Source organism: Cuneatibacter sp. NSJ-177 (assembly GCF_022867805.1).
GTDB lineage: Bacteria > Bacillota > Clostridia > Lachnospirales > Lachnospiraceae > Pseudolachnospira.
Window position 1 is genome coordinate 295,705 of sequence record NZ_JALIFO010000001.1, and the last position, 18,458, is coordinate 314,162.

14 protein-coding genes are annotated in these 18,458 nt (G+C 52.6%); 11 read left to right on the forward strand and 3 right to left on the reverse strand.

Going from position 1 to position 18,458, the window contains the following annotated elements:
• Nucleotides 1–3 precede the first annotated feature (3 nt).
• The 8 genes from MUB23_RS01240 (at nt 4) to MUB23_RS01275 (ending at nt 10,666) form a co-directional block, all read left to right on the forward strand.
• Nucleotides 4–609: a YczE/YyaS/YitT family protein gene (locus MUB23_RS01240; RefSeq protein WP_244798372.1), complete on the forward strand. Its 606-nt coding sequence runs from the start codon at nt 4–6 to the stop codon at nt 607–609.
• Nucleotides 610–981: 372 nt separating this feature from the next.
• On the forward strand, nt 982–1,914 hold the full coding sequence (locus MUB23_RS01245) for a hypothetical protein (RefSeq protein WP_244798373.1): 933 nt from the start codon (nt 982–984) through the stop codon (nt 1,912–1,914).
• Nucleotides 1,915–2,132: 218 nt separating this feature from the next.
• A complete protein-coding gene (locus tag MUB23_RS01250) occupies nt 2,133–3,353 on the forward strand; it encodes an MFS transporter (RefSeq protein WP_244798374.1) in 1,221 nt (406 codons plus the stop codon).
• 114 nt (nt 3,354–3,467) lie between these two features.
• Nucleotides 3,468–5,324, forward strand: a complete 1,857-nt coding sequence (locus MUB23_RS01255) for a sigma 54-interacting transcriptional regulator (RefSeq protein WP_244798375.1) — start codon at nt 3,468–3,470, stop codon at nt 5,322–5,324.
• A gap of 1 nt (nt 5,325) precedes the next feature.
• Nucleotides 5,326–6,624 carry an SLC13 family permease gene (locus MUB23_RS01260; RefSeq protein ID WP_244798376.1) on the forward strand — a complete coding sequence of 433 codons (1,299 nt, stop codon included), beginning with the start codon at nt 5,326–5,328 and terminating at the stop codon, nt 6,622–6,624.
• Nucleotides 6,625–6,680: 56 nt separating this feature from the next.
• Nucleotides 6,681–8,225, forward strand: a complete 1,545-nt coding sequence (locus MUB23_RS01265) for a serine hydrolase domain-containing protein (protein WP_244798377.1) — start codon at nt 6,681–6,683, stop codon at nt 8,223–8,225.
• A 98-nt stretch (nt 8,226–8,323) separates the two neighbouring features.
• Nucleotides 8,324–9,178 carry an alpha/beta fold hydrolase gene (locus tag MUB23_RS01270; RefSeq protein WP_244798378.1) on the forward strand — a complete coding sequence of 285 codons (855 nt, stop codon included), beginning with the start codon at nt 8,324–8,326 and terminating at the stop codon, nt 9,176–9,178.
• Nucleotides 9,179–9,301: 123 nt separating this feature from the next.
• Nucleotides 9,302–10,666, forward strand: coding sequence for an MATE family efflux transporter (locus MUB23_RS01275; RefSeq protein ID WP_244798379.1), 1,365 nt, complete (start codon nt 9,302–9,304; stop codon nt 10,664–10,666).
• Between the two features lie 101 nt (nt 10,667–10,767).
• Here MUB23_RS01275 and MUB23_RS01280 read toward each other — a convergent pair whose 3' ends face one another.
• The 3 genes from MUB23_RS01280 to MUB23_RS01290 form a co-directional block, all read right to left on the reverse strand.
• A complete protein-coding gene (locus MUB23_RS01280; RefSeq protein ID WP_244798380.1) occupies nt 10,768–12,045 on the reverse strand; it encodes a galactokinase in 1,278 nt (425 codons plus the stop codon).
• Nucleotides 11,981–12,388: a NifB/NifX family molybdenum-iron cluster-binding protein gene (locus MUB23_RS01285; RefSeq protein ID WP_244798381.1), complete on the reverse strand. Its 408-nt coding sequence runs from the start codon at nt 12,386–12,388 to the stop codon at nt 11,981–11,983. The genes MUB23_RS01280 and MUB23_RS01285 overlap by 65 nt, the downstream gene beginning before the upstream one ends.
• Nucleotides 12,389–12,496: 108 nt before the next feature.
• Nucleotides 12,497–14,068, reverse strand: a complete 1,572-nt coding sequence (locus MUB23_RS01290) for a catalase (RefSeq protein WP_244798382.1) — start codon at nt 14,066–14,068, stop codon at nt 12,497–12,499.
• Nucleotides 14,069–14,405: 337 nt separating this feature from the next.
• Here MUB23_RS01290 and MUB23_RS01295 point away from each other — a divergent pair, with 337 nt between their 5' ends.
• The 3 genes from MUB23_RS01295 (at nt 14,406) to MUB23_RS01305 (ending at nt 18,458) form a co-directional block, all read left to right on the forward strand.
• Nucleotides 14,406–16,031: a DUF4214 domain-containing protein gene (locus MUB23_RS01295; RefSeq protein ID WP_244798383.1), complete on the forward strand. Its 1,626-nt coding sequence runs from the start codon at nt 14,406–14,408 to the stop codon at nt 16,029–16,031.
• Nucleotides 16,032–16,184: 153 nt separating this feature from the next.
• Entirely contained in the window at nt 16,185–17,378 is a 1,194-nt protein-coding gene (locus MUB23_RS01300; protein ID WP_244798384.1) for a pyridoxal phosphate-dependent aminotransferase, read from the forward strand.
• A gap of 3 nt (nt 17,379–17,381) precedes the next feature.
• On the forward strand, nt 17,382–18,458 hold the full coding sequence (locus MUB23_RS01305) for a DUF3810 domain-containing protein (RefSeq protein WP_244798385.1): 1,077 nt from the start codon (nt 17,382–17,384) through the stop codon (nt 18,456–18,458).

An 18,458-nucleotide genomic window follows, 5' to 3' on the forward strand; every position in this document is an offset into this window, starting at 1 on the left:
GGTGTGTCAAAAAGAATTCTTTATTATGTACTAGGGCTAAACTTGATCGCCATAGCGGTAGTATTGAATATTCGCTATTCCATAGGAGTGGCAGCTTTCAGCTCTCTGATGTATGCTATTTCTGAAATTTATCAGATTTCTTTAGGTACGGCTTCCATCATCTGCTATCTGGTTTTTGTGCTGGTACAGTGTATGTTGTCCAGAAAGATAACGCTAACTTATATACTGGAAATCCCTCTGTCCTTTGCATTTGGTTTCCTAACAGATGTGTATGATTTTTGGATACCTGAACTTCATATTTCCCTTTTTTATCGCAGTGCTTTTTTTATTGTTACCATGTTTGTTACTGCAATGGGGGTTTTTTTATGTGTAAAGACAGACTTCGTTCTAACTCCGACCGATGGAATTGTCAATACAATTTCTGAAGTTTTTGATCTGCCCTTTTCTACTGTGAAAAATATATTTGATCTCTCTCTTGTAGCGCTCAGTGCAATTGTTTGTCTCATAAATCATGCCGATTTTTATGGAATTGGAATCGGAACCGTTTTGTCGGCAATATTTATCGGACGTATTATTAAAATTTATGAAGGTTATCTTTCCATTTGTTAAGTATTGTGGTCAACAGGGACAAACAGAAATTTCATTTTAGAAAAAAATGCGGAGAACCACGGAATACTGCGCTTCTCATGGTTCCCCGCACGCTAAAAGGGGAGGATAAGTATTTATCTTTTTCTTTGGTCTGATTATAGTATCACCCATGTTTTTTTGTTTATACACGGAGACAAAATTTTTTTTGACGATTTTCTTACGATTTATGAACCCCGTTGAAATTTAAGGACGGCTCATGCTACAATGGCCTTCGTATTGAGAAATATAGGAATCGCCGGAATGGCATTACGTTGATTCAGGACGGCAGGGGCCTTGCCCTTGCGCAGCCGGCCGTAGTGCATTTGTTTGGGATATGAATAGGAGGCAATTGGAATGGATGCCATGGAACGAGAGACAAGACAAAAGCGAGAGGAGCAGCCGGAACCTTATTTTGATCCAAATTGGGAGTGGAAACCAGACTGGGAATCGGATCAGGATCCGGAACCCATATCCAGTTGGGGAAAAGAATATGATGCCGAGAGCGGAGCGGAAGAGCCCTATGGATGGGAAGACAGCGAAGGGATCCAGTACGATTCCTACTTAGAAGGGAGGCGGACCCGGCGTTCAGAAGCGGATTGGGACGATGATTATGAGGAAAAGCAAAATCCTTTCCAAAGATTTGTCAGTAAATGCAAACAAAAGCTGGAGTGGGAGGATGATCCGGACGATGATTACGAGCCGTCCCCCCGTTCAGTAAGGCGGGGGCAAACCGCGCCGGCAGCACGGAAAACTGCCAGTAGGTCAAAAAGCGTAAAAAAGACAAGAAAGGTTGTAGTTCGTGAGAGCGGCCGCAGGATGAGCCGGGCCGGCAGAATCGTTGCCTCAGTTCTGCGCTATTGCTCCGCTCTGTTTATCATTTTTGTGACGGCCAATCTGGCCGCGGAATTCTTTTCCGGCTACCGGGAATTGGGCAGCATCAAAAATCTGATGGAGGAGCGAAACGTAGGACTGGCGGTTTATCTGGGAGCGGCCTGTGTACTGGTTGGGTTCGGGATTTTGTCCGTCTTCTGGACTTTGTCTCGCCGGAAAATGGCGGACGGCGAGCGGGTTCGCTATTATGACACCGGGCGCGGTGGCTTTGCGTTCCTCTGCTTCGGCGCGCTGAGCCTATGTGCTGGTCTTGGCTCGCTGCTACCGGATGGGGGGAGCTTACTCAATGGAGTGCAGAGTTTTCTTTCCACTATCTCGTCCTCCTATGGCACAATCCTGCCATTATGTATCGTCGGCTTTGTCTGCTGCCTCGCCCGGAAGTTTTTGAAAGGCTGACAGAGACGGGGATTCCGCAAATGCAGAGGAAGATGGCGCTGTCTCAGGTGTCTCGCGACAGTCTTGAAACAGACAATGATACATGATTAATGGGACAAGCAATCCGTTTTTTCGCGTTTATTCGCGGGAAAACGGATTTTTTGTTTTTTGGCACAGAATTTGCTACATTATATCATTGGAATTCCAAATCGCAATACATAATAGGAGGAAAGAAAAACATGAGTGAAGCGACAACGAAAGCGGCACCCAAAAAGAGCAAGTTCTTTGAAATCGCAAACAGAAATTTCATCATGCTGTTCATTGCCTACACGATTATCTGTGTGGCACATTCCATGACGCAGGCAACAACCAGCGCCGGGTGGAAGGTGGTTGGTCTGGACATGACAGTCATTGGTCTGATTTCCAGCGTCATGGGCTGGGCGGCTTTTATCATCCGGCCGTTCTCCGCCCCCATTGTTGACCGCGGAAACAAGAAGAAAATCTACCTGGCTGCCGTAGCCTTGTTTACCGTGGCGATCTTTATGTACGCCCAAAGCATGACCAACACGGCCTGGGCCGTACCGGCAAAGATTATTCACGGAATTGCCTGGACCTTCATTTCCACCGTAACCGCTGTTACCTTGAGCGAATATGTGTCCCGTGAGGATTACGGCACGGCCCTGGGATTCTTTATGGTTTCCCAAATGATCGCTTCGGCCATATCTCAGCCGATCGCCTTTGAGCTGGCGAGCCGTTTTGGATATCACACCATGTTCCTGATCTTTACGGGTGTGGCTGCGGTCGGCCTGGCGTTGGTCTGCCTGACGGCCCCGACGAAGACGCCGGAGCGAAAAGGCGGCTCCATGTTCAGCGGAATCAAACTGAACAACTTGTTTGCCAAGGAAGCAGTGATGCCGATGCTGATCAATGTTGCCTATCAGGGTACTCGGAGCGGGATCACAGTTTTTATGGCAGCTTTCGCCCTGGAGGAGCTGGGCCTTGCCAATATCGGCTTGTTCGCCACCTTTGCTTCCTTTACCGGATGGGTGGCCAGACCGTTCCTGGGAAGTCTTTTAGATAAGAAAGGGGCTAAGATTACTCTGATCCCCGCCGGTATTTCCTTTGCACTTGGTTTGCTGTCCCTGGCGCTGGCGCAGAATTTGGCTATGTTCTGTGTGGCCGGTATTTTGATTGGATTCGGACAAAACGGAATCAGCCCGGTTTTGATGGCGATTTCTATGCGGACAGTCCCGGAGGACCGGAAAGCGGCAGGAAACTCCACCAACTATCTGGGAATGGATATTGGTTCCGCGATTGCATCCGCAGCCGGCGGTTTTATGGTTTCTACGTTCGGATACCGCATGGGTTTTGCCGCATTCATGGTTCCGGTTGTTTTGGCGACGGTAGTGGCGGCCTGGTATTTAGGTAAATTGGAAGCAAAAGAGAAAAAGACTGCATAAAAGCGAGTCTTTCTCGAATAAATGCCGATGAATTTTGGTATGATCTTTGTGACGAAATGAGGAGCGGCGAAAAGAAGCGCAGTTCTGAACGGATCAGACCATTGGGGAGGAAGTATGGAACAGAAAGAGATTACCATTATTGCATCGGACCTGCTGGGAGCGGAAAAGGCACAAAATGTGGTTCGGCAGATGAAGGCAGGCTGCCGTGTGATTTTTTCTGGCTTGGAGGAACTGCCGGAGGTGGCGAAAAGCCAGGTAGAGCAGGGGGCTAAAGTGCTGATCGCCTTTGGCCTCTTCGCAAAGATTATCCGGCAGAACGTGGATGTGCCGGTGATTATGGTGGATCTTCTGGCGGATGACGTGCTGGAAGGGCTGCTCCAGGCCGCGGAGATTGGAAAACGGATCGCAATCGTCGGATTTCGGAAGGTATTAAAAGATGTATTTCGCATCCGCCGCCTGCTTTCTGTGGATCTGGTGGACATTCCCACGGTGATGCCGGAGCAGCTGCCAGAGATTTTTAAAAACTTAAAGGACGTGGATGTCCTGGTCGGCGGGTATTACCAGGTGCCGCTGGCGAAAAAATGCGGTATCCGCACGGTGCTGGTAAAACCGAGGGATGAGGAGATTGCCAAGGCGGTTCAGATGGCAAAGGCCTATTTGGAAAAGGAGGACGCGGTATCGGAGGGCGTGGCCCCGATGGCGGAGTCTTCGGTATACGCTTCCATTACCGTGGACAGCTTTGGCAATATTGTGATGATGAACCGGTTGGCAGCCGAATATCTCGGTGTCAGCCAGTTGACTGCCGTCTCCTTCTCCATGGAGGATGTGTGCCCTCAGTTTACGCGGGTGATCGACTCAATTGCGAACCGCAGGGCCTATCTGAACCAGATTGCCAAGATTGAGGAAAAAGTATTCCTGTATCATGCGGAGCCGATGTTTCGGGACGAAGAGCTGCAGGGGGTGAACGTGACGTTCCAGGACGTTAACATGGTTCTGGGCGCAGAAGCCAGCATCCGCAGGAAGCTGACCAGCAAGGCCAATCAGGCGGAGTATTCGCTGGATCAGATCCATGGCCGGAGTTCCGGTATGACACAGGTTTTAAAACTGGCGCTGAAGTATTCCAAGGTGGAGGAAACCGTGCTGATCCTCGGAGAAACCGGAGTCGGTAAAGAGCTTTTCGCCCAGGGTATCCATCGGGCCAGCAACCGGAAGGACGGACCGTTTGTCGCGATCAACTGCGCCTCCCTTCCGGAGAGCATCCTGGAAAGCGAGCTGTTCGGCTATGTAAAAGGCGCTTTCACCGGCGCGGACCGGGAGGGAAAAAGAGGTCTCTTCGAGTATGCCCACACGGGCACCATCTTTCTTGATGAGATTGGGGAGATTTCCCTCTCGCTGCAGGGGAAGCTGCTCCGGGTGCTGCAGGAACACAGCATCCGGCGGATCGGCGGAGAAAATCCGATTCCTGTGGATATCCGAGTGATCGCAGCCACAAACCGAAATTTGATCGCCATGGTCCGGGATGGGACATTCCGCGGCGACCTGTATTTCCGGATCAATGTACTGGGGCTCCGTATTCCGCCGCTCCGTCAGCGGAAAGAAGACATTGTCCTTTTGGCTGAAGAATTCCTCTCCGACGCGTCGCTGCGCAACAGCCGGAACTACTATTTCACCGAAGCGGCTAAAACCGCGATGCTGCGGTACTCCTGGCCCGGAAATATCCGGGAGCTTCAAAACATGGTGCGCCGGGTAACCGTGATCAGTGATACGGCGAAGATCGACGCGGACGTGGTGGAAGCCTACGTCGAGGAGAATCAGGGACTTTGTCCGGCGAATCCGAAAAAGGACGAAAAGAATCCCTATACCCTTGAGGAGGCGCTGGCCTTAGCAGGGAATAACAAAAAGCGGGCGGCGGAGCTGCTGGGCGTCAGCCGGGCAACGCTTTACCGCATGCTGGAACGGAAGGAGTCTTGACATGGTCAATACCCTATTGTTTTTTGGATTTATTTTATTGGCATTGATCCTTGGCACCAAGCTGAAAATCAATATCGGCCTTGTGGCCCTGGGATTTGCCTTTTTATTGGGAACAACGGCCGGGGGCCTAAGCGCCGGCGGCGTGGTCTCCCTGTTTCCCGTCGCCCTGTTTTTCAACTTCCTGATCGCTACTTTTTTGTTTGGCTTTGCAGGCGGAAACGGAACGCTGAAGAAGGTGGCGGAACACTTGATTTACACTTGCCGGAATGCCGGCTGGCTGCTGGGGCTTTTGTTCTTCCTGGTCACGGCGGTGGTGGCTGGCCTTGGCGCAGGCGGAGCAGCTCCGTTTTTTATGTCGGCGATCTGTTTCAGTTTGGCGATCCAGGCGGGAATCTCTCCCTTACTGGTGCCTGTGGCTGTCTGGACCGCTTCCATGGTGGGCGGAAGCATGCCCTGGACCTCCGGCTACGCCACCAATGTCGGACAACTGGAAATTTACTTCGACGCCTCGGTTTCATCCGGGTATGTGGTGGATTTCTTTGTATTCCGGGCGGTTTTCTACACGATTTTGTATCTGGTCATGTTTTTTGTGCTGCGTGGCTACAAGGTCAGCCAAAAAGCGATCCAGGTTGCGAAGCCAGAACCCTTTGACGAGAAACAGAAAAAGACGCTGGCCATTGTCCTGGGAATTATCGCCATGATCGTGGTCCCGGCGGCTGTGCAGCTCATTTGTCCCAACCCGGTGACCGGATGGATCAGCGCCAACTGCAGTTTTCAGTTCCTGGCGACCATTGGCATTATCCTCAATATCCTCTGGAAGACGGCACCCTATGAAGACGTGCTGAAGCAGAGAGTTCCCTGGGATACACTGCTGATGCTGTCCTTTACGGGAATGTACATGGCGCTGGCCAAATCCATGGGAATCGTGGACTATATGTCGGAGCTTTTGCAGAATACAATCCCGGCGAATCTGATCATTCCGGGAATCGTGCTGATCATGTGCGTGCTGAGCTTTTTCGTGTCCGGCGCAGTGATCGTGCCGATGATGCTTCCGCTGCTTTCAGTACTGTCGGCAGCTTCCGGCGCGTCCACCGCAGCAATCTACTGCGCGACCCAGATGGGGCTGACCGCCAGCAGCATCAGCCCCTTTTCCCAGGGGGGAGCCGCTGCGCTGACCGGGTGCAGCGATGAAGCCATCCGGAAAAAGCTTTTGAAGCAGCAGACGGTCCTGGCCGGTATCTTTAGTGTGGTATTGGTTCTGGTGGCTGCCTTCGGCGGATTTTCTATGATGAAAGGATAAAAAGGGCGAACCGTCAAGATTGACCGATGTCCGCCCGAAGTGATTAAAGGAGTGAAATGATTTTGAATGATGTGCCTTATCAAAACGGTGCGTTCCGCGCGGCTTCGCCGGATTCCATGGGAGTTCCGAGCCAGGCGGTGCTGAAATTTTTAAAAGAGCTGGAGCGTCGGTCGGTGGATATCCAAAGTCTGTATATCTTTCGGGATGGGTATCAACTGATCGGAGCCAACCGGAAACCTTACCGGCCGGATACGCCCCGGCGGATCTACTCGGCGGCAAAAGCGCTGACCGGCCTGGCAGTGTTGTTTGCTGTGCAGGAAGGGTTGGTTTCCTTGGACACCCGTCTGACGGAGCTGTTTCCGGAAGATCTGCCGGAGGTGGTGACGGACCGGATTCAGGCATTGACGGTGTGGCATTTGATGACCATGACCACCGGTCACGGGAAGGATACCTTCCGCCCCGTGATCAGCGGCAAAAACAGTGTCCGGGCTTTTTTAGAGCAGCCGTTGGATTATGAGCCCGGCACCTATTTTCTTTACAACAATGGGGTTCCCCATATCCTGGGCATGATTGTTCAGAAAGTTTCGGGTCACAATTACATTGACTATTTAAAACCGCGTTTTCTGGATCCGCTGGAAATTTACTGCACGGTGGAAAAGACTGAAAAAGGAGAGCTGGAGGGGTCCCGAACCGTGTGTACGGCGGAAGGATTTGCCAAGCTGGCCCTCTTTTACCTCCAGGAAGGATCCTGGAACGGCGTACAACTCCTGGACCGTGCGTTGATGCAGGCGGCGGGAGCTCGACAGGTTATGTCCGGACGCTGCCCCTCGATCTCTTTTATGCACACGGATCAGATGGCCGGGTATGGGTATCAGGTCTGGAGAAATTCCAGAGAAGGATTCCGCCTGGACGGGGGAAGGAGCCAGTTCGGTTTTATTTTCCCTGAAAAGCAGCTGGCGGTTGTCTGCAATGCCATTGAGGAGGACAGCGGTCTGATTCCGACGATTTTCTGGAATACACTGTTTCCGAAAATCCAGAACGGCCCTGTGGAGGAGACGGCTCGGACCAAGCAGCAGGCAAAACAGCTGAGCGGCTACCTGGAGGATTGGTCCTGCGCGCCGGAGCTTTTATCCTGTCCTTCGTTTCTGGACGATTATTACGGGAGGACATACCGCCTGGCAGAAAATCCATGGAATCTGACCTCGCTTTCCGTCTCCCTCCGCGACGGAGCGCCGCAGATTGATCTGGAGGATGGGGACCGTCATTATGCAGTGGCCTGCGGCCTGAATGGAGAGTGGGCGGAGAATCCGAGTTTCCCGCCGATGCCGAAAGAAAATGACCGGCTGAATCAGATTTTTGGAATCGAGAAACCTTTGTATTTGGTCAGCGGAGGCTGGGCTTCCGATTTCTGTTTCGTGTTTCAGGTAAGGGCTACGGATTGGATGGATTACCACACGTTTTATTGCCGGTTTCACGGGCGGCGTCTCAGCCTTTCGGTTGAGGCTAATATGGAAAAAATGTCTCATATGAGAAAACGGATTCCGATGAAGCCGTGGAAATATCCTGACACACCCATTGAAGGCGTGCGGGATGGGGATTAGAACCGGCTTCCTCGGTAAGCGAAGCAGCCGGAAAAAGAAAGAGAGCGGACGGATGGAGGAATTGCGTCCGCAGGAAAACAAAGAGGAGGAATACATACATGCCGATACTGAAATTAAAAAATGTAGAATTGTATTATGAAGAGTATGGGGAGGGGGATCGCTATGTGATCCAGGCCCAGCAGTTTATCAACAGTCATCTCAGTTATGTGAAGACACTGGCGGAAGAGCAAGGGTTTCACGGATATATCATCCGGATCCGGGGGTATGCGCCCTCGACACTGGTAACAGAAGATCTAGGGGATGACTGGTACGATGTCTGGGCCCAGGATGTCTGCGACTTTGCCGATGCCATGGGAATGGATCGGTTTTTCTATACCGGCCATTCTCACGGCGCCGGGATTGGCTGGCATCTGTGCATGAACCATGCGGACCGTCTCCGCGGCTTCTTTGCCAGCGGCTGCGGACCTCACAAGAAGGACGGCCAGGCTACAGGCGGAGCCCGGATGGAGACGATCAACGCGGCAAAGAGCCGGGAGACCTGGGAACCCTATGCGGAGAAACAGGGAACCTACTGCGCGAAATATTTTACCTCGGTGGAAAAGGATCCGGTGATCGGGGAAGCCGCTAGGGCTGCCAAAGAGCAGATGATTCAATTTTGGAAGGAGATGCCGGAAGCGGCAGCCATCCTGAATCCGAGAAAGCCGTTCCCCAAGTGCAAGACCGAGGAGGAATTAATTGAAATTTTAAAGACAATTCATGTGCCGATGCTGATGCTGGGCGGATCCGAGGACAACATCAGCAGTCCGGATTTGATGGTGCGGTCCCTGCGCGCGGTTGAGAATTCCAAGCTGATCATCTATCAGGGCGTGGACCACGTGGACCTGCCCAACCGGTTCCGGGAAGAGTATGTGAGAGACATTATGGCGTTCTGTGAAGAGCGGGGACTGCTGTAAGAAAAAGCTCAAAGGTTTCAGAAAAAATGCCAAGCGCCCCGGAAGGATTCCTCCGCCGCACTTGGCATTTCCTTTTTTTCGTGCTACACTTCTTTTATCATGTGAGAAAAGGAAGTGGTTTGGATGTCTCAGCAAAAAGGGGATTTTTCTCAGGGAAGCGTTCCGAGAACCATTGTACGGCTGGCGGTTCCTCTGATGGTCGCGCAGATCATCAACGTATTGTACAGCATCGTGGACCGGATTTATATCGGTCATATGGAAGGCGTGGGAAAATTGGCGCTGACCGGCGTCGGGGTGGCCTTTCCGATTATTACCGTGATCACAGCGTTTACGAACATGTGCGGCATGGGCGGCGCGCCGCTTTTTTCCATGGAAAGGGGCAAGGGAAATGAGGAGCGGGCCAGGTCCATCATGGGAAATGCCTGCACGATGCTGCTGATCTTGGCGGCCCTGCTGACCGTGCTGGCGTTGGCTTTCAAACGGCCGGTGCTCTACCTGTTCGGCGCTAGCGATGATACCTTCCCTTTTGCCGACGATTACCTGACGATCTACTTGTTTGGGACCGTGTTTTCCATGCTGGCAACGGGGCTGAATCCTTTTATCAACGGCCAGGGCTTTGCCGCCACCGGGATGCTGACCGTGATGATCGGCGCGGTGACCAATATTATTTTGGACCCGATTTTGATTTTTGGCTTCGGAATGGGGGTAAAGGGTGCTGCCCTGGCCACGATTTTGTCCCAATTCATCTCAGCCGTGTGGGTGCTGCATTTCCTGACTGGAAAGAAGGTGACAATCCGTCTGGAACGGCGCTGCCTTCGCCTGTCTGGCTGGATTGTCAAATCAATTTTAGGTTTGGGCTTATCTCCCTTTATCATGTCTATGACCAACAGCGCCGTTCAGATCATGTATAATTCTTCGCTGCAAATGTACGGCGGAGATATTTATGTGGCGGTTATGACTGTGATTACCTCGATCCGGGAAGTGATTTTGATGGCGCTTCACGGCGTGACCAACGGAGCCCAGCCGGTGATTGCCTACAATTATGGAGCAAAGCTATATGACAGGACCCGTGAGAGCATTCGGTTTTTAGGAAAGTTTGCAGTCCTGTACACGCTGGTGGTCTGGCTGGTTCTCCTGGCGATTCCTGGCCCGATTCTACATATTTTTAACGGGGATCCGGATTTGATCGAGACCGGAGAAAGCGCGGTTCGCCTGTTCTTCTCCATGCAGCTTTTCATGGCGCTGCAGACCACCGGACAGAATACATTCCTCTCTCTTGGCATGGCGAAACAGGCCTCGTTCTTTTCCTTGTTCCGGAAGGTGATTCTCGTGATTCCTTTGATCTTGATTTTGCCGAGATTGGGATTGGGGACTACGGGGATCTTTCTGGCGGAGCCAATCTCCGACGTGATCGGCGGGACGGCTACTTTTACAACGATGATGCTGACGGTTTGGCCAAAGTTAAAAGGAAAGCAGGCAGATACCTAAGCGATTTTTCGAATTCTTCCTGGAAACATCCGGGCACGAGACCATAGAAAACATGTGGTATGCTAAATTTTATATTCCTGTGGAGAGGGGCGGATTCTGTTTCAAAGAATCCGCCTCTCTCCACAGGGCAGAACCTGTAAGATCTGACAGGCATCCTCCCCAAAAATCCGATTCATTTCTTTTTGATACAAATCCAGCCGCTCATCCGGAACAAACGCCTGGATGGTTCCGGCAAAGCCGCCGCCATGGACCCGGCAGGCGCCTTTTTTGCCAAGTACGCGGCTGCTTTCCGCGAGAGCCACGGCGAGACTTTGATTCTGCGGATCTCTCCGGACGGTCACGTTCTGCAAAAACTGGAAGGAAGAAAGTCCGGATTCCCGGACGAGATCGAGAAATTCTTCAAAATCTTCCCGAATCAACGCATCTGCCTCCAAAAGAACCCTGCGCTCCTCCTCAAAGAAGTGCAGGGCCCGAAGGACCGGGCGGTCGCCCAGGCGTTTTCGAAGAGCAGGAAGATCGGAATAAAACAGTTCTTCCGGAACCTCCCGAAGAACTGTTTTTCCATAGCAGGAGGCAACCGCCTTCATGTCCATGGGGATTTCAGCATAATCGGCAGTCAGGTCCGCATGAGACCCATAAGTATTGACTACGCATAGATTCCAGCCGGCTTTGTTCCATTCGGCTGGGATCTCCCGAACCAAAGGTTGGTTTGGGTTTTTAAAATCGATTTGAATCAGGCCGCCGGCCGCGCAGGCCATCTGATCCATCAGGCCGCTGGGTTTGCCGAAGAACCGGTTTTCCGCCTCCTGGGCAGCTTTGGCAAGTTCCGAGTAGGGAAGCCGTCCGCCGCCGAAAAGCCCATTGATGACGGCTCCGATGGCCACTTCAAACGAAGCGGAGGAGGAAAGCCCGCTTCCAGCGGGCACCTCGCTGGTCAAGTAAGCAGAGAATCCTCCTACCGGGATCCCTCGATCCCGGAGGGACCGGGCTGTGCCGCGGATCAATGCGGCGGTGGTGCCGGTTTCTTCCGGGTGTACGTCAAGGCCGGACACCGGAAAAGTGATTTCACCGTAGCCTTCGGAAAAGATGGCGACCTGTCCGTCTTCCCGAACCGCGGCAGCGGCCAGAGTTTCCCGGTCGATGGCCGCGGCCAAGACCATTCCGTTTTGATGATCGGTGTGATTGCCGCCGATTTCCGTTCGTCCCGGCGCAGCAAAGACGCCGGGATCACCGGCTCCGAAATGTTCTCGGTAATGGGAGAGCAGCTTGGTGATTTTTGTGTTCTGCCTTTCCGCGAGATCCGTTTTTGACTGATTAGTACACTTCATCGCATCCGCTGCATCCGTCGCCGCAGCTGCATTCGGAATCTCCGTCTCCACAGCAGCCGCCCTGGCTGCCGCAGCTGGGAAAACGTTTGGCCGCCAGCTGGTCCTGCAAGAATTCCTGCACTTTCTCGTCGGCTTTCCCTAAAACGCCCCACTGGAACATAATTCCCTTTTCGTCGAGGAGAGCGATGGTTTTTCCCGCCACCGCGCCGCACAGCAGCATCTTTACATTGGCGGCCGCAAGAAAGTCAGTCAGGATTTCGGCGCCGGAGCCTCCGGCCGCCATGGTCAGTTCTTTCACGACCTGATCGTTTTCGGTATCGTAAAGCTTGAACATGGTGGCCTGCTCAAAAGCAGGAACCACCATGCCGTTTTCGTAGGGGACTGCAATTCTCATGGGATATTCCTCCGTATTTTTTTCGCTTTTATCAGTATAAATCATTTTGCATTCTCTGGCAAGAGCTCCCCTTCTCCCATAGAATTTTCCAGACATCCACCGGACCTGTCACTGCCTTTGTTCCGTCTCAAACAACATAATCTGATGGCGGATTCGATTGGCCATGTCCGGGGAAACCTGGTCGAACAGGGCCATCTGGCGGCTTTGAATCCCTTTGTTGCATTGGGCAAGTTCGTAGCCGATGGCGTCGGCCATCCGATTTTTTTCATCTTCTGTCAATGTTTCATAACGTGCTCGCGGCTGAGCAAAGTCATCCGTTTTCGGAATCGGCGACCGGGTTATGTTTCCGGAATAGAAAATGCCCGGCGCTCTGGGAGGCGCGGCTTCCCGCGGCATATTGCCGGCGAGACTGTTGGGCTTGTAATTGATGTTGCTGGTGGAGTAGCGAAAAGCCATACTGCCGTCCTGCTGATTATTGTTGACCGAGACCACCGGGCGATTGACCGGAAGCTGGAGGAAATTTGTGCCGATTCGGTAGCGCTGAGCGTCTGCGTAGGCAAAAGAGCGGCCTAAAAGCAGTTTGTCGGCTGAAAATTCGATGCCGGGGACCAGATTTCCCGGATTAAAGGCAGCTTGCTCGATTTCAGCGAAATAGTTTTCCGGGTTTCGGTCCAAGACCAGCATTCCCACCTTTTTCAGAGGAAATTGATCTTCCGGCCAGAGCTTTGTGGCGTCCAGGGGATCAAAGGGGAGGTCTTCTGCTTCCTGAGGATCCATGATCTGAACGCAGAATTCAAATTTCAGCGGCTTTCCGGCGGCGATGGACTGACTAAGATTCCTTACGGCAATGTCCGGATCCAGCCCAGCCAGGCGCGCGCCTTCCTGGCGGTCAATCACTTCTCGATCTTCCTGGCCCAGAAAATGGTATTTGACATAACAGCGTTTCCCTTGGGCATTTTTCCAGATAAATGTATGGACGCCGAATCCGTCCATCTTTCGGAAATCTTTGACGATGCCGCGGTCGCTGTAAAGCCAGGTGATCTGATGCAGGCTTTCTGGGGAGAGGGAGAAGAAGTCCCAAATTCGTTCCGGATCAGGGAGATTGGTGATCGGGGACGGCTTCTGCGAGTGGATAAAGTCCGGGAATTTGATGGCGTCGCGGATAAAAAAGACCGGCAGATTCAGGCCAGCGACATCATAGTTTCCTTCTTCCGTATAAAATTTTACGGCAAAACCTCTGGGGTCACGGACGGTATCGGCAGAACCGCGGGAACCGATGACCGTGGAAAAGCGCACAAGGACTTTGGTCTTACAGCTGGGATCCCGCAGAAAAGCAGCCTTGGTGTAGGCAGCCATGGATTGATAGGGCTGAAGATATCCGAATGCGCCGGCGCCTTTGGCGTGGACGGCCCGTTCAGGAATGCGCTCCCGGTTAAAATGGGATAATTTTTCAATCAAGTTTACGTCCTGAAGCAGGGTCGGGCCATCCGGACCGATTGTCTCGGAATTGGCAGTGTCGTAGATGGGAGCGCCGGTATCTGTGGTCAGCATGTCGCCTGACTCCGTGCAGGCTGCGGCGCGGTTTTCCTGAGCCGGAAGCTGCCGTTGTCTCGCCGGCTGCTGCCTGGAAGGAAAATTTTGGCCGCGGAAGGAGTTTTGAGGGAAACGTCGGTTATTCATATATTAATTCCTTGTAGGCGGGTGATATTATGATAGATTATGCGGAAAAAAAGACAGAGGTTCCGGAGGTGACATAAGGAAAGAAGGCCGATGTTCGTAAAAAGGTATATGGAAGTCTAATTTTGGCAAAATTAAACGTTGCAGTTGAAATAAAATGAGGTATAATGAAAAACGGCTGCGTCACAAAGCAGAGCAGCTATTTTTGCCCAAACAGAGCAAAGCATATTTTTATTGGCAAGACGTAGGAAGGGAAATCCTAGCGGATTGGGTCAAGGCTTATCTTGGAAATGAACCAGGGCTTTGGCTTGAATATTTTAACCATATAGAAGGAGAAGTCATGAGGAAAACGAGTAAAATATGGATTTGGCTTTTTTGTCTGACGCTGGTGTTGTCTATGTCCAGCCCTGTCACTGTGTCGGCGGCGGGGAACGAATGGCCAGAAATAGAGTCGGAACGTGTGGAGATCAAAGGAGCCGGTTTGGACTCGGAACAGCTAAAAGCGCTGGAATCTTCCCAAGATCCGGAACGGTCCACAGTGCCGGAGGCCAAGCTGGAAAGTCCGGAACCGGAAGCCGACGGTACGGAATCCGAAGAAGCCGGTTCAAAACCGGAAACATCAAACATGGGATCCGAAACTGCCGGGCCGGAAGAAGAGGAGACAAGCCCTGCCGTTCCGGCGGAGACCGAAATTTTTGAAATGGACCCGGTATCGCCGGAAACAGAAGCGGTGCAGGACATCCTCTTGTTCCAGGGAAGCGATTCTCCGGAGGCGATGGTCCAGGCCTATGTCATCCGCCTGTATGAGAAAGTTTTAGGGCGCAGCCCGGATGTTAGTGGGCTTCGGAGCTGGACGGAGCTGCTCCTTGGCGGCCAGAGCACCGGAGCGGATGTGGCCGCCGGATTCGTTTTCAGCGACGAGTATCAGCGAAAGAGCATGGGGGACGGGGACTTCGTTGAAATGCTGTATCAGACCATGCTGAACCGCGCTTCCGACGCTGGGGGAAAAGCTGCCTGGACGCGCCTGCTTTCCTGCGGAGTCAGCAGGAACGGCGTTTTTGCCGGTTTTGCCAATTCCAGGGAATTTCAAGAAATCTGTAATACGTATCAGATCCTGCGGGGGGAATACCGCTCGGACAAAATTGAAGATCAGAATGGGAACGTCACTGCCTTTGTCAGCCGGATGTACACGGTGGCGCTGGGCCGCTCTTTTGACCGGGACGGCCTCCGTTTCTGGACGGAGAGACTTCTCGCCCATAAAATCGGCGGCGGAGAGCTGATTCAGGGATTCTTTTTCAGCCGGGAATTTTTAGACAAAAATCTTTCCGATACGGATTTTGTTACGATTTGCTATCGAACATGCCTGGGCCGGGAGCCTGATCAAGGCGGGCTGAACACCTGGGTGAACCTGCTGCAGGCAGGTAAAAGCCGCGCCGGTGTTCTGAACGGTTTTATTGGTTCAGCGGAATATGGAAGGCTTTGTGAAGAGTATGGGATCGCCAGGGGAAATCTGATCCCGGATACAGAGGAACAGCAGAGTAAAGTTGCGGATATCGCCAGAAATAACAAGGGAACCGTGGCGGCGAGCCACGGCAAATGCGCAGCATGGGTTTCCGGCGTGTACCAGGCCGCGGGACTCGGCTATCCCGGCGGCAATGCGATTGATTACTGGGCAAAATGGAAAGGCTCCGGTTCATCGGATCTCAGTTGTATCCCGGTGGGAGCCGCAGTTGTCGGGAGCGGCTCGACGAACAGCTCCGGCCTTGCTTACGGCCACATTGGAATTTATATCGGAGACGGAAAGATCGCCCACAATGTCGGCGGCGGCTGCGCAACGATTTCAACGGTGGAAGAATTTGCCTCAATCTATTGCAAAGGAAATCTGTCCCGCTGCGACTATGAGGAATATCGGGGCGCACAGGGGATTTTGGGATGGGTGTGGCCCAATGGACAGGGGCTGCATTGATCTTCCCACGTCGGCAAAATGGTTTCCGGCAAGTGGAATTCGGCAGATTTTCTTACCGGAAAGGATAGATGTTTTTCAGAGAATATGGTATACTGAAAACCAAGATTTCTTCCAGAACAACCGAAGAAAAGCAAGTGATTAGGAGGAAAAACCATGATTTCTGAAAAAATGAAGCCGCTTGTCGCCAATAATTCCGCAATCCGTGCAATGTTTGAGGAAGGGGCAAAACTGAAAGCCATTTACGGCGAGGATCAGGTCTTTGATTTTAGCTTGGGAAATCCCAATGTACCTGCGCCCAAGGCGGTGAAACAGGCGATTTTTGACATTCTGAACGAGGAAGATTCGGTCTTCGTACACGGTTATATGAACAATGCAGGCTTTCCCCAAGTCCGGAAAGCGATTGCGGATTCCCTGAACCGCCGGTTTGGCACCCGGTTTCAGGAAAAAAATATCCTGATGACCGTCGGCGCGGCCAGCGGCCTCAACGTGGCGCTGAAAACGCTGCTGAATCCTGGGGATGAGGTGATCACTTTTGCGCCCTACTTTGTGGAGTACGGCGCTTATGTGGGAAATTACGACGGGAAGCTGGTGGTGGTTTCCCCGGACACCGCCACGTTCCAGCCGAATCTGGCTGAGCTGGAGGAGAAGATCACGCCCAGAACGAAAGCCGTGATTATCAATACCCCCCATAACCCGACCGGCGTGATTTATTCGGAAAACACCATAAAAAGGCTGGCTGCGATTCTGGAGAAAAAAGAAAAAGAATACGGCACCGTGATCTTTTTGATCTCCGACGAACCATACCGGGAGCTGGCTTATGACGGGGCTGTGGTGCCCTACGTGACCAAATACTATGCCAATACGATTGTTGGGTATTCTTTCAGCAAATCCCTGTCCCTGCCGGGGGAGCGCATCGGCTACCTGGTCATCCCGGACGAACTGGAAGATGCGGATAATGTGATTCAGGCGGCCGCCATCGCCACCCGTGTCAGCGGGGCCGTCAACGCGCCGTCCCTGATGCAGTTGGTGATTGCGCGCTGCGTCGACGAGTCCGTGGATGTGGAATATTATGACCGGAACCGGAACGCCCTCTATCTTGGCTTGACCGAATGCGGATTCAGCTGCACCAAACCCCAGGGCGCATTTTACTTATTTGTCAAATCTCCCTTTGAGGACGAGACGAAATTCTGTGAGATGGCGAAGAGGCATCACATTTTGATGGTGCCGGGCAGTTCCTTTGCCTGCCCCGGCTATGTGCGTCTGGCTTACTGCGTCTCTTACGAGACCATTCAGAATTCTCTGCCCGCCTTCCGGGAACTGGCGAAAGAGTGCTTTTCGGAGCAATAAGAGATGAAGCGGAAAAAACAGTGGCTGGCCATCGGGATCCTCCTCGCGGCCGCTTTGCTTTTCAACTTGGCGGCCCGGTCTTTCGGAGGTTTTGCCGAGTGGTATGCCTCCGCAATTTATCCGGTCTGGGTGAATACAATCGGAAGGCTGCTTTCACCGCTGCCGTTTTCCGCTGTTGAATTTTTGCTCTACGGCGGAATCCTGCTGGTTTTGTATTGGCTGGCGCGGGGGATCGTCCGGTTGGCAAAGGGAAAAAGAGACGCCGGTGAGGTTATGCTTTCCGCGCTGAAAAAGTTTCTTTTGACAGGCGGGATCTTGCTCCTTGTCTTCACGCTGGGCGGGGGAATCAATTATCAGAGAAAGACCTTTGGGGAATTGGCGGGCCTGCCCGTGGAAAAATCCACGGCGGAGGAGCTGAAAGCTCTCTGCCGGGAACTGGCGGAGGCTGTGAATCAGGATGCCGAAGGGATCCATCGAAATGAGGAAGGACTTTGCCAGGTTGACGGCGGCCTGCGCGGGGAAGCGGTGGAGGCAATGCGCCGGCTGGGAGAGAGCTACCCGTTTTTGAGCGGCTATTATCCGAAGCCCATCTGCGTCTCCGATATTTTGTCCTACCAGCAGGTAACCGGAATCTATTCCCCGTTTACGCTGGAAGCCAATTACAACCGGGATATTCCAGGCTACAATCTTCCGCACACGCTCTGCCATGAGCTTTCCCACTTAAAAGGCTTTATGCGGGAGGACGAGGCCAATTTTATTTCCTATCTGGCGTGTATCTTTTCCGACGTCCCAGAGTTTCGGTACAGCGGAAATCTGACGGCATTTGTATATGCCGGGAATGCGCTGGCCGGTGCGGACGCCGAGGCGTACCGGGAGATCCGGTCTGGGCTCAGCGAGAAAGCAGAGAAAGATTTGGCTTACAATAACTGGTTTTGGCAGCAGTTTGAGGGACCGGTGGCGGAGGCGGCCACCCAGATGAACAATACATATCTGAAAGCCAACAGCCAGGAAGACGGCACCAAAAGTTACGGCCGGATGGTGGACTTGCTGCTGGCGTATCGGAGAAGCCGTCAGCCGTAG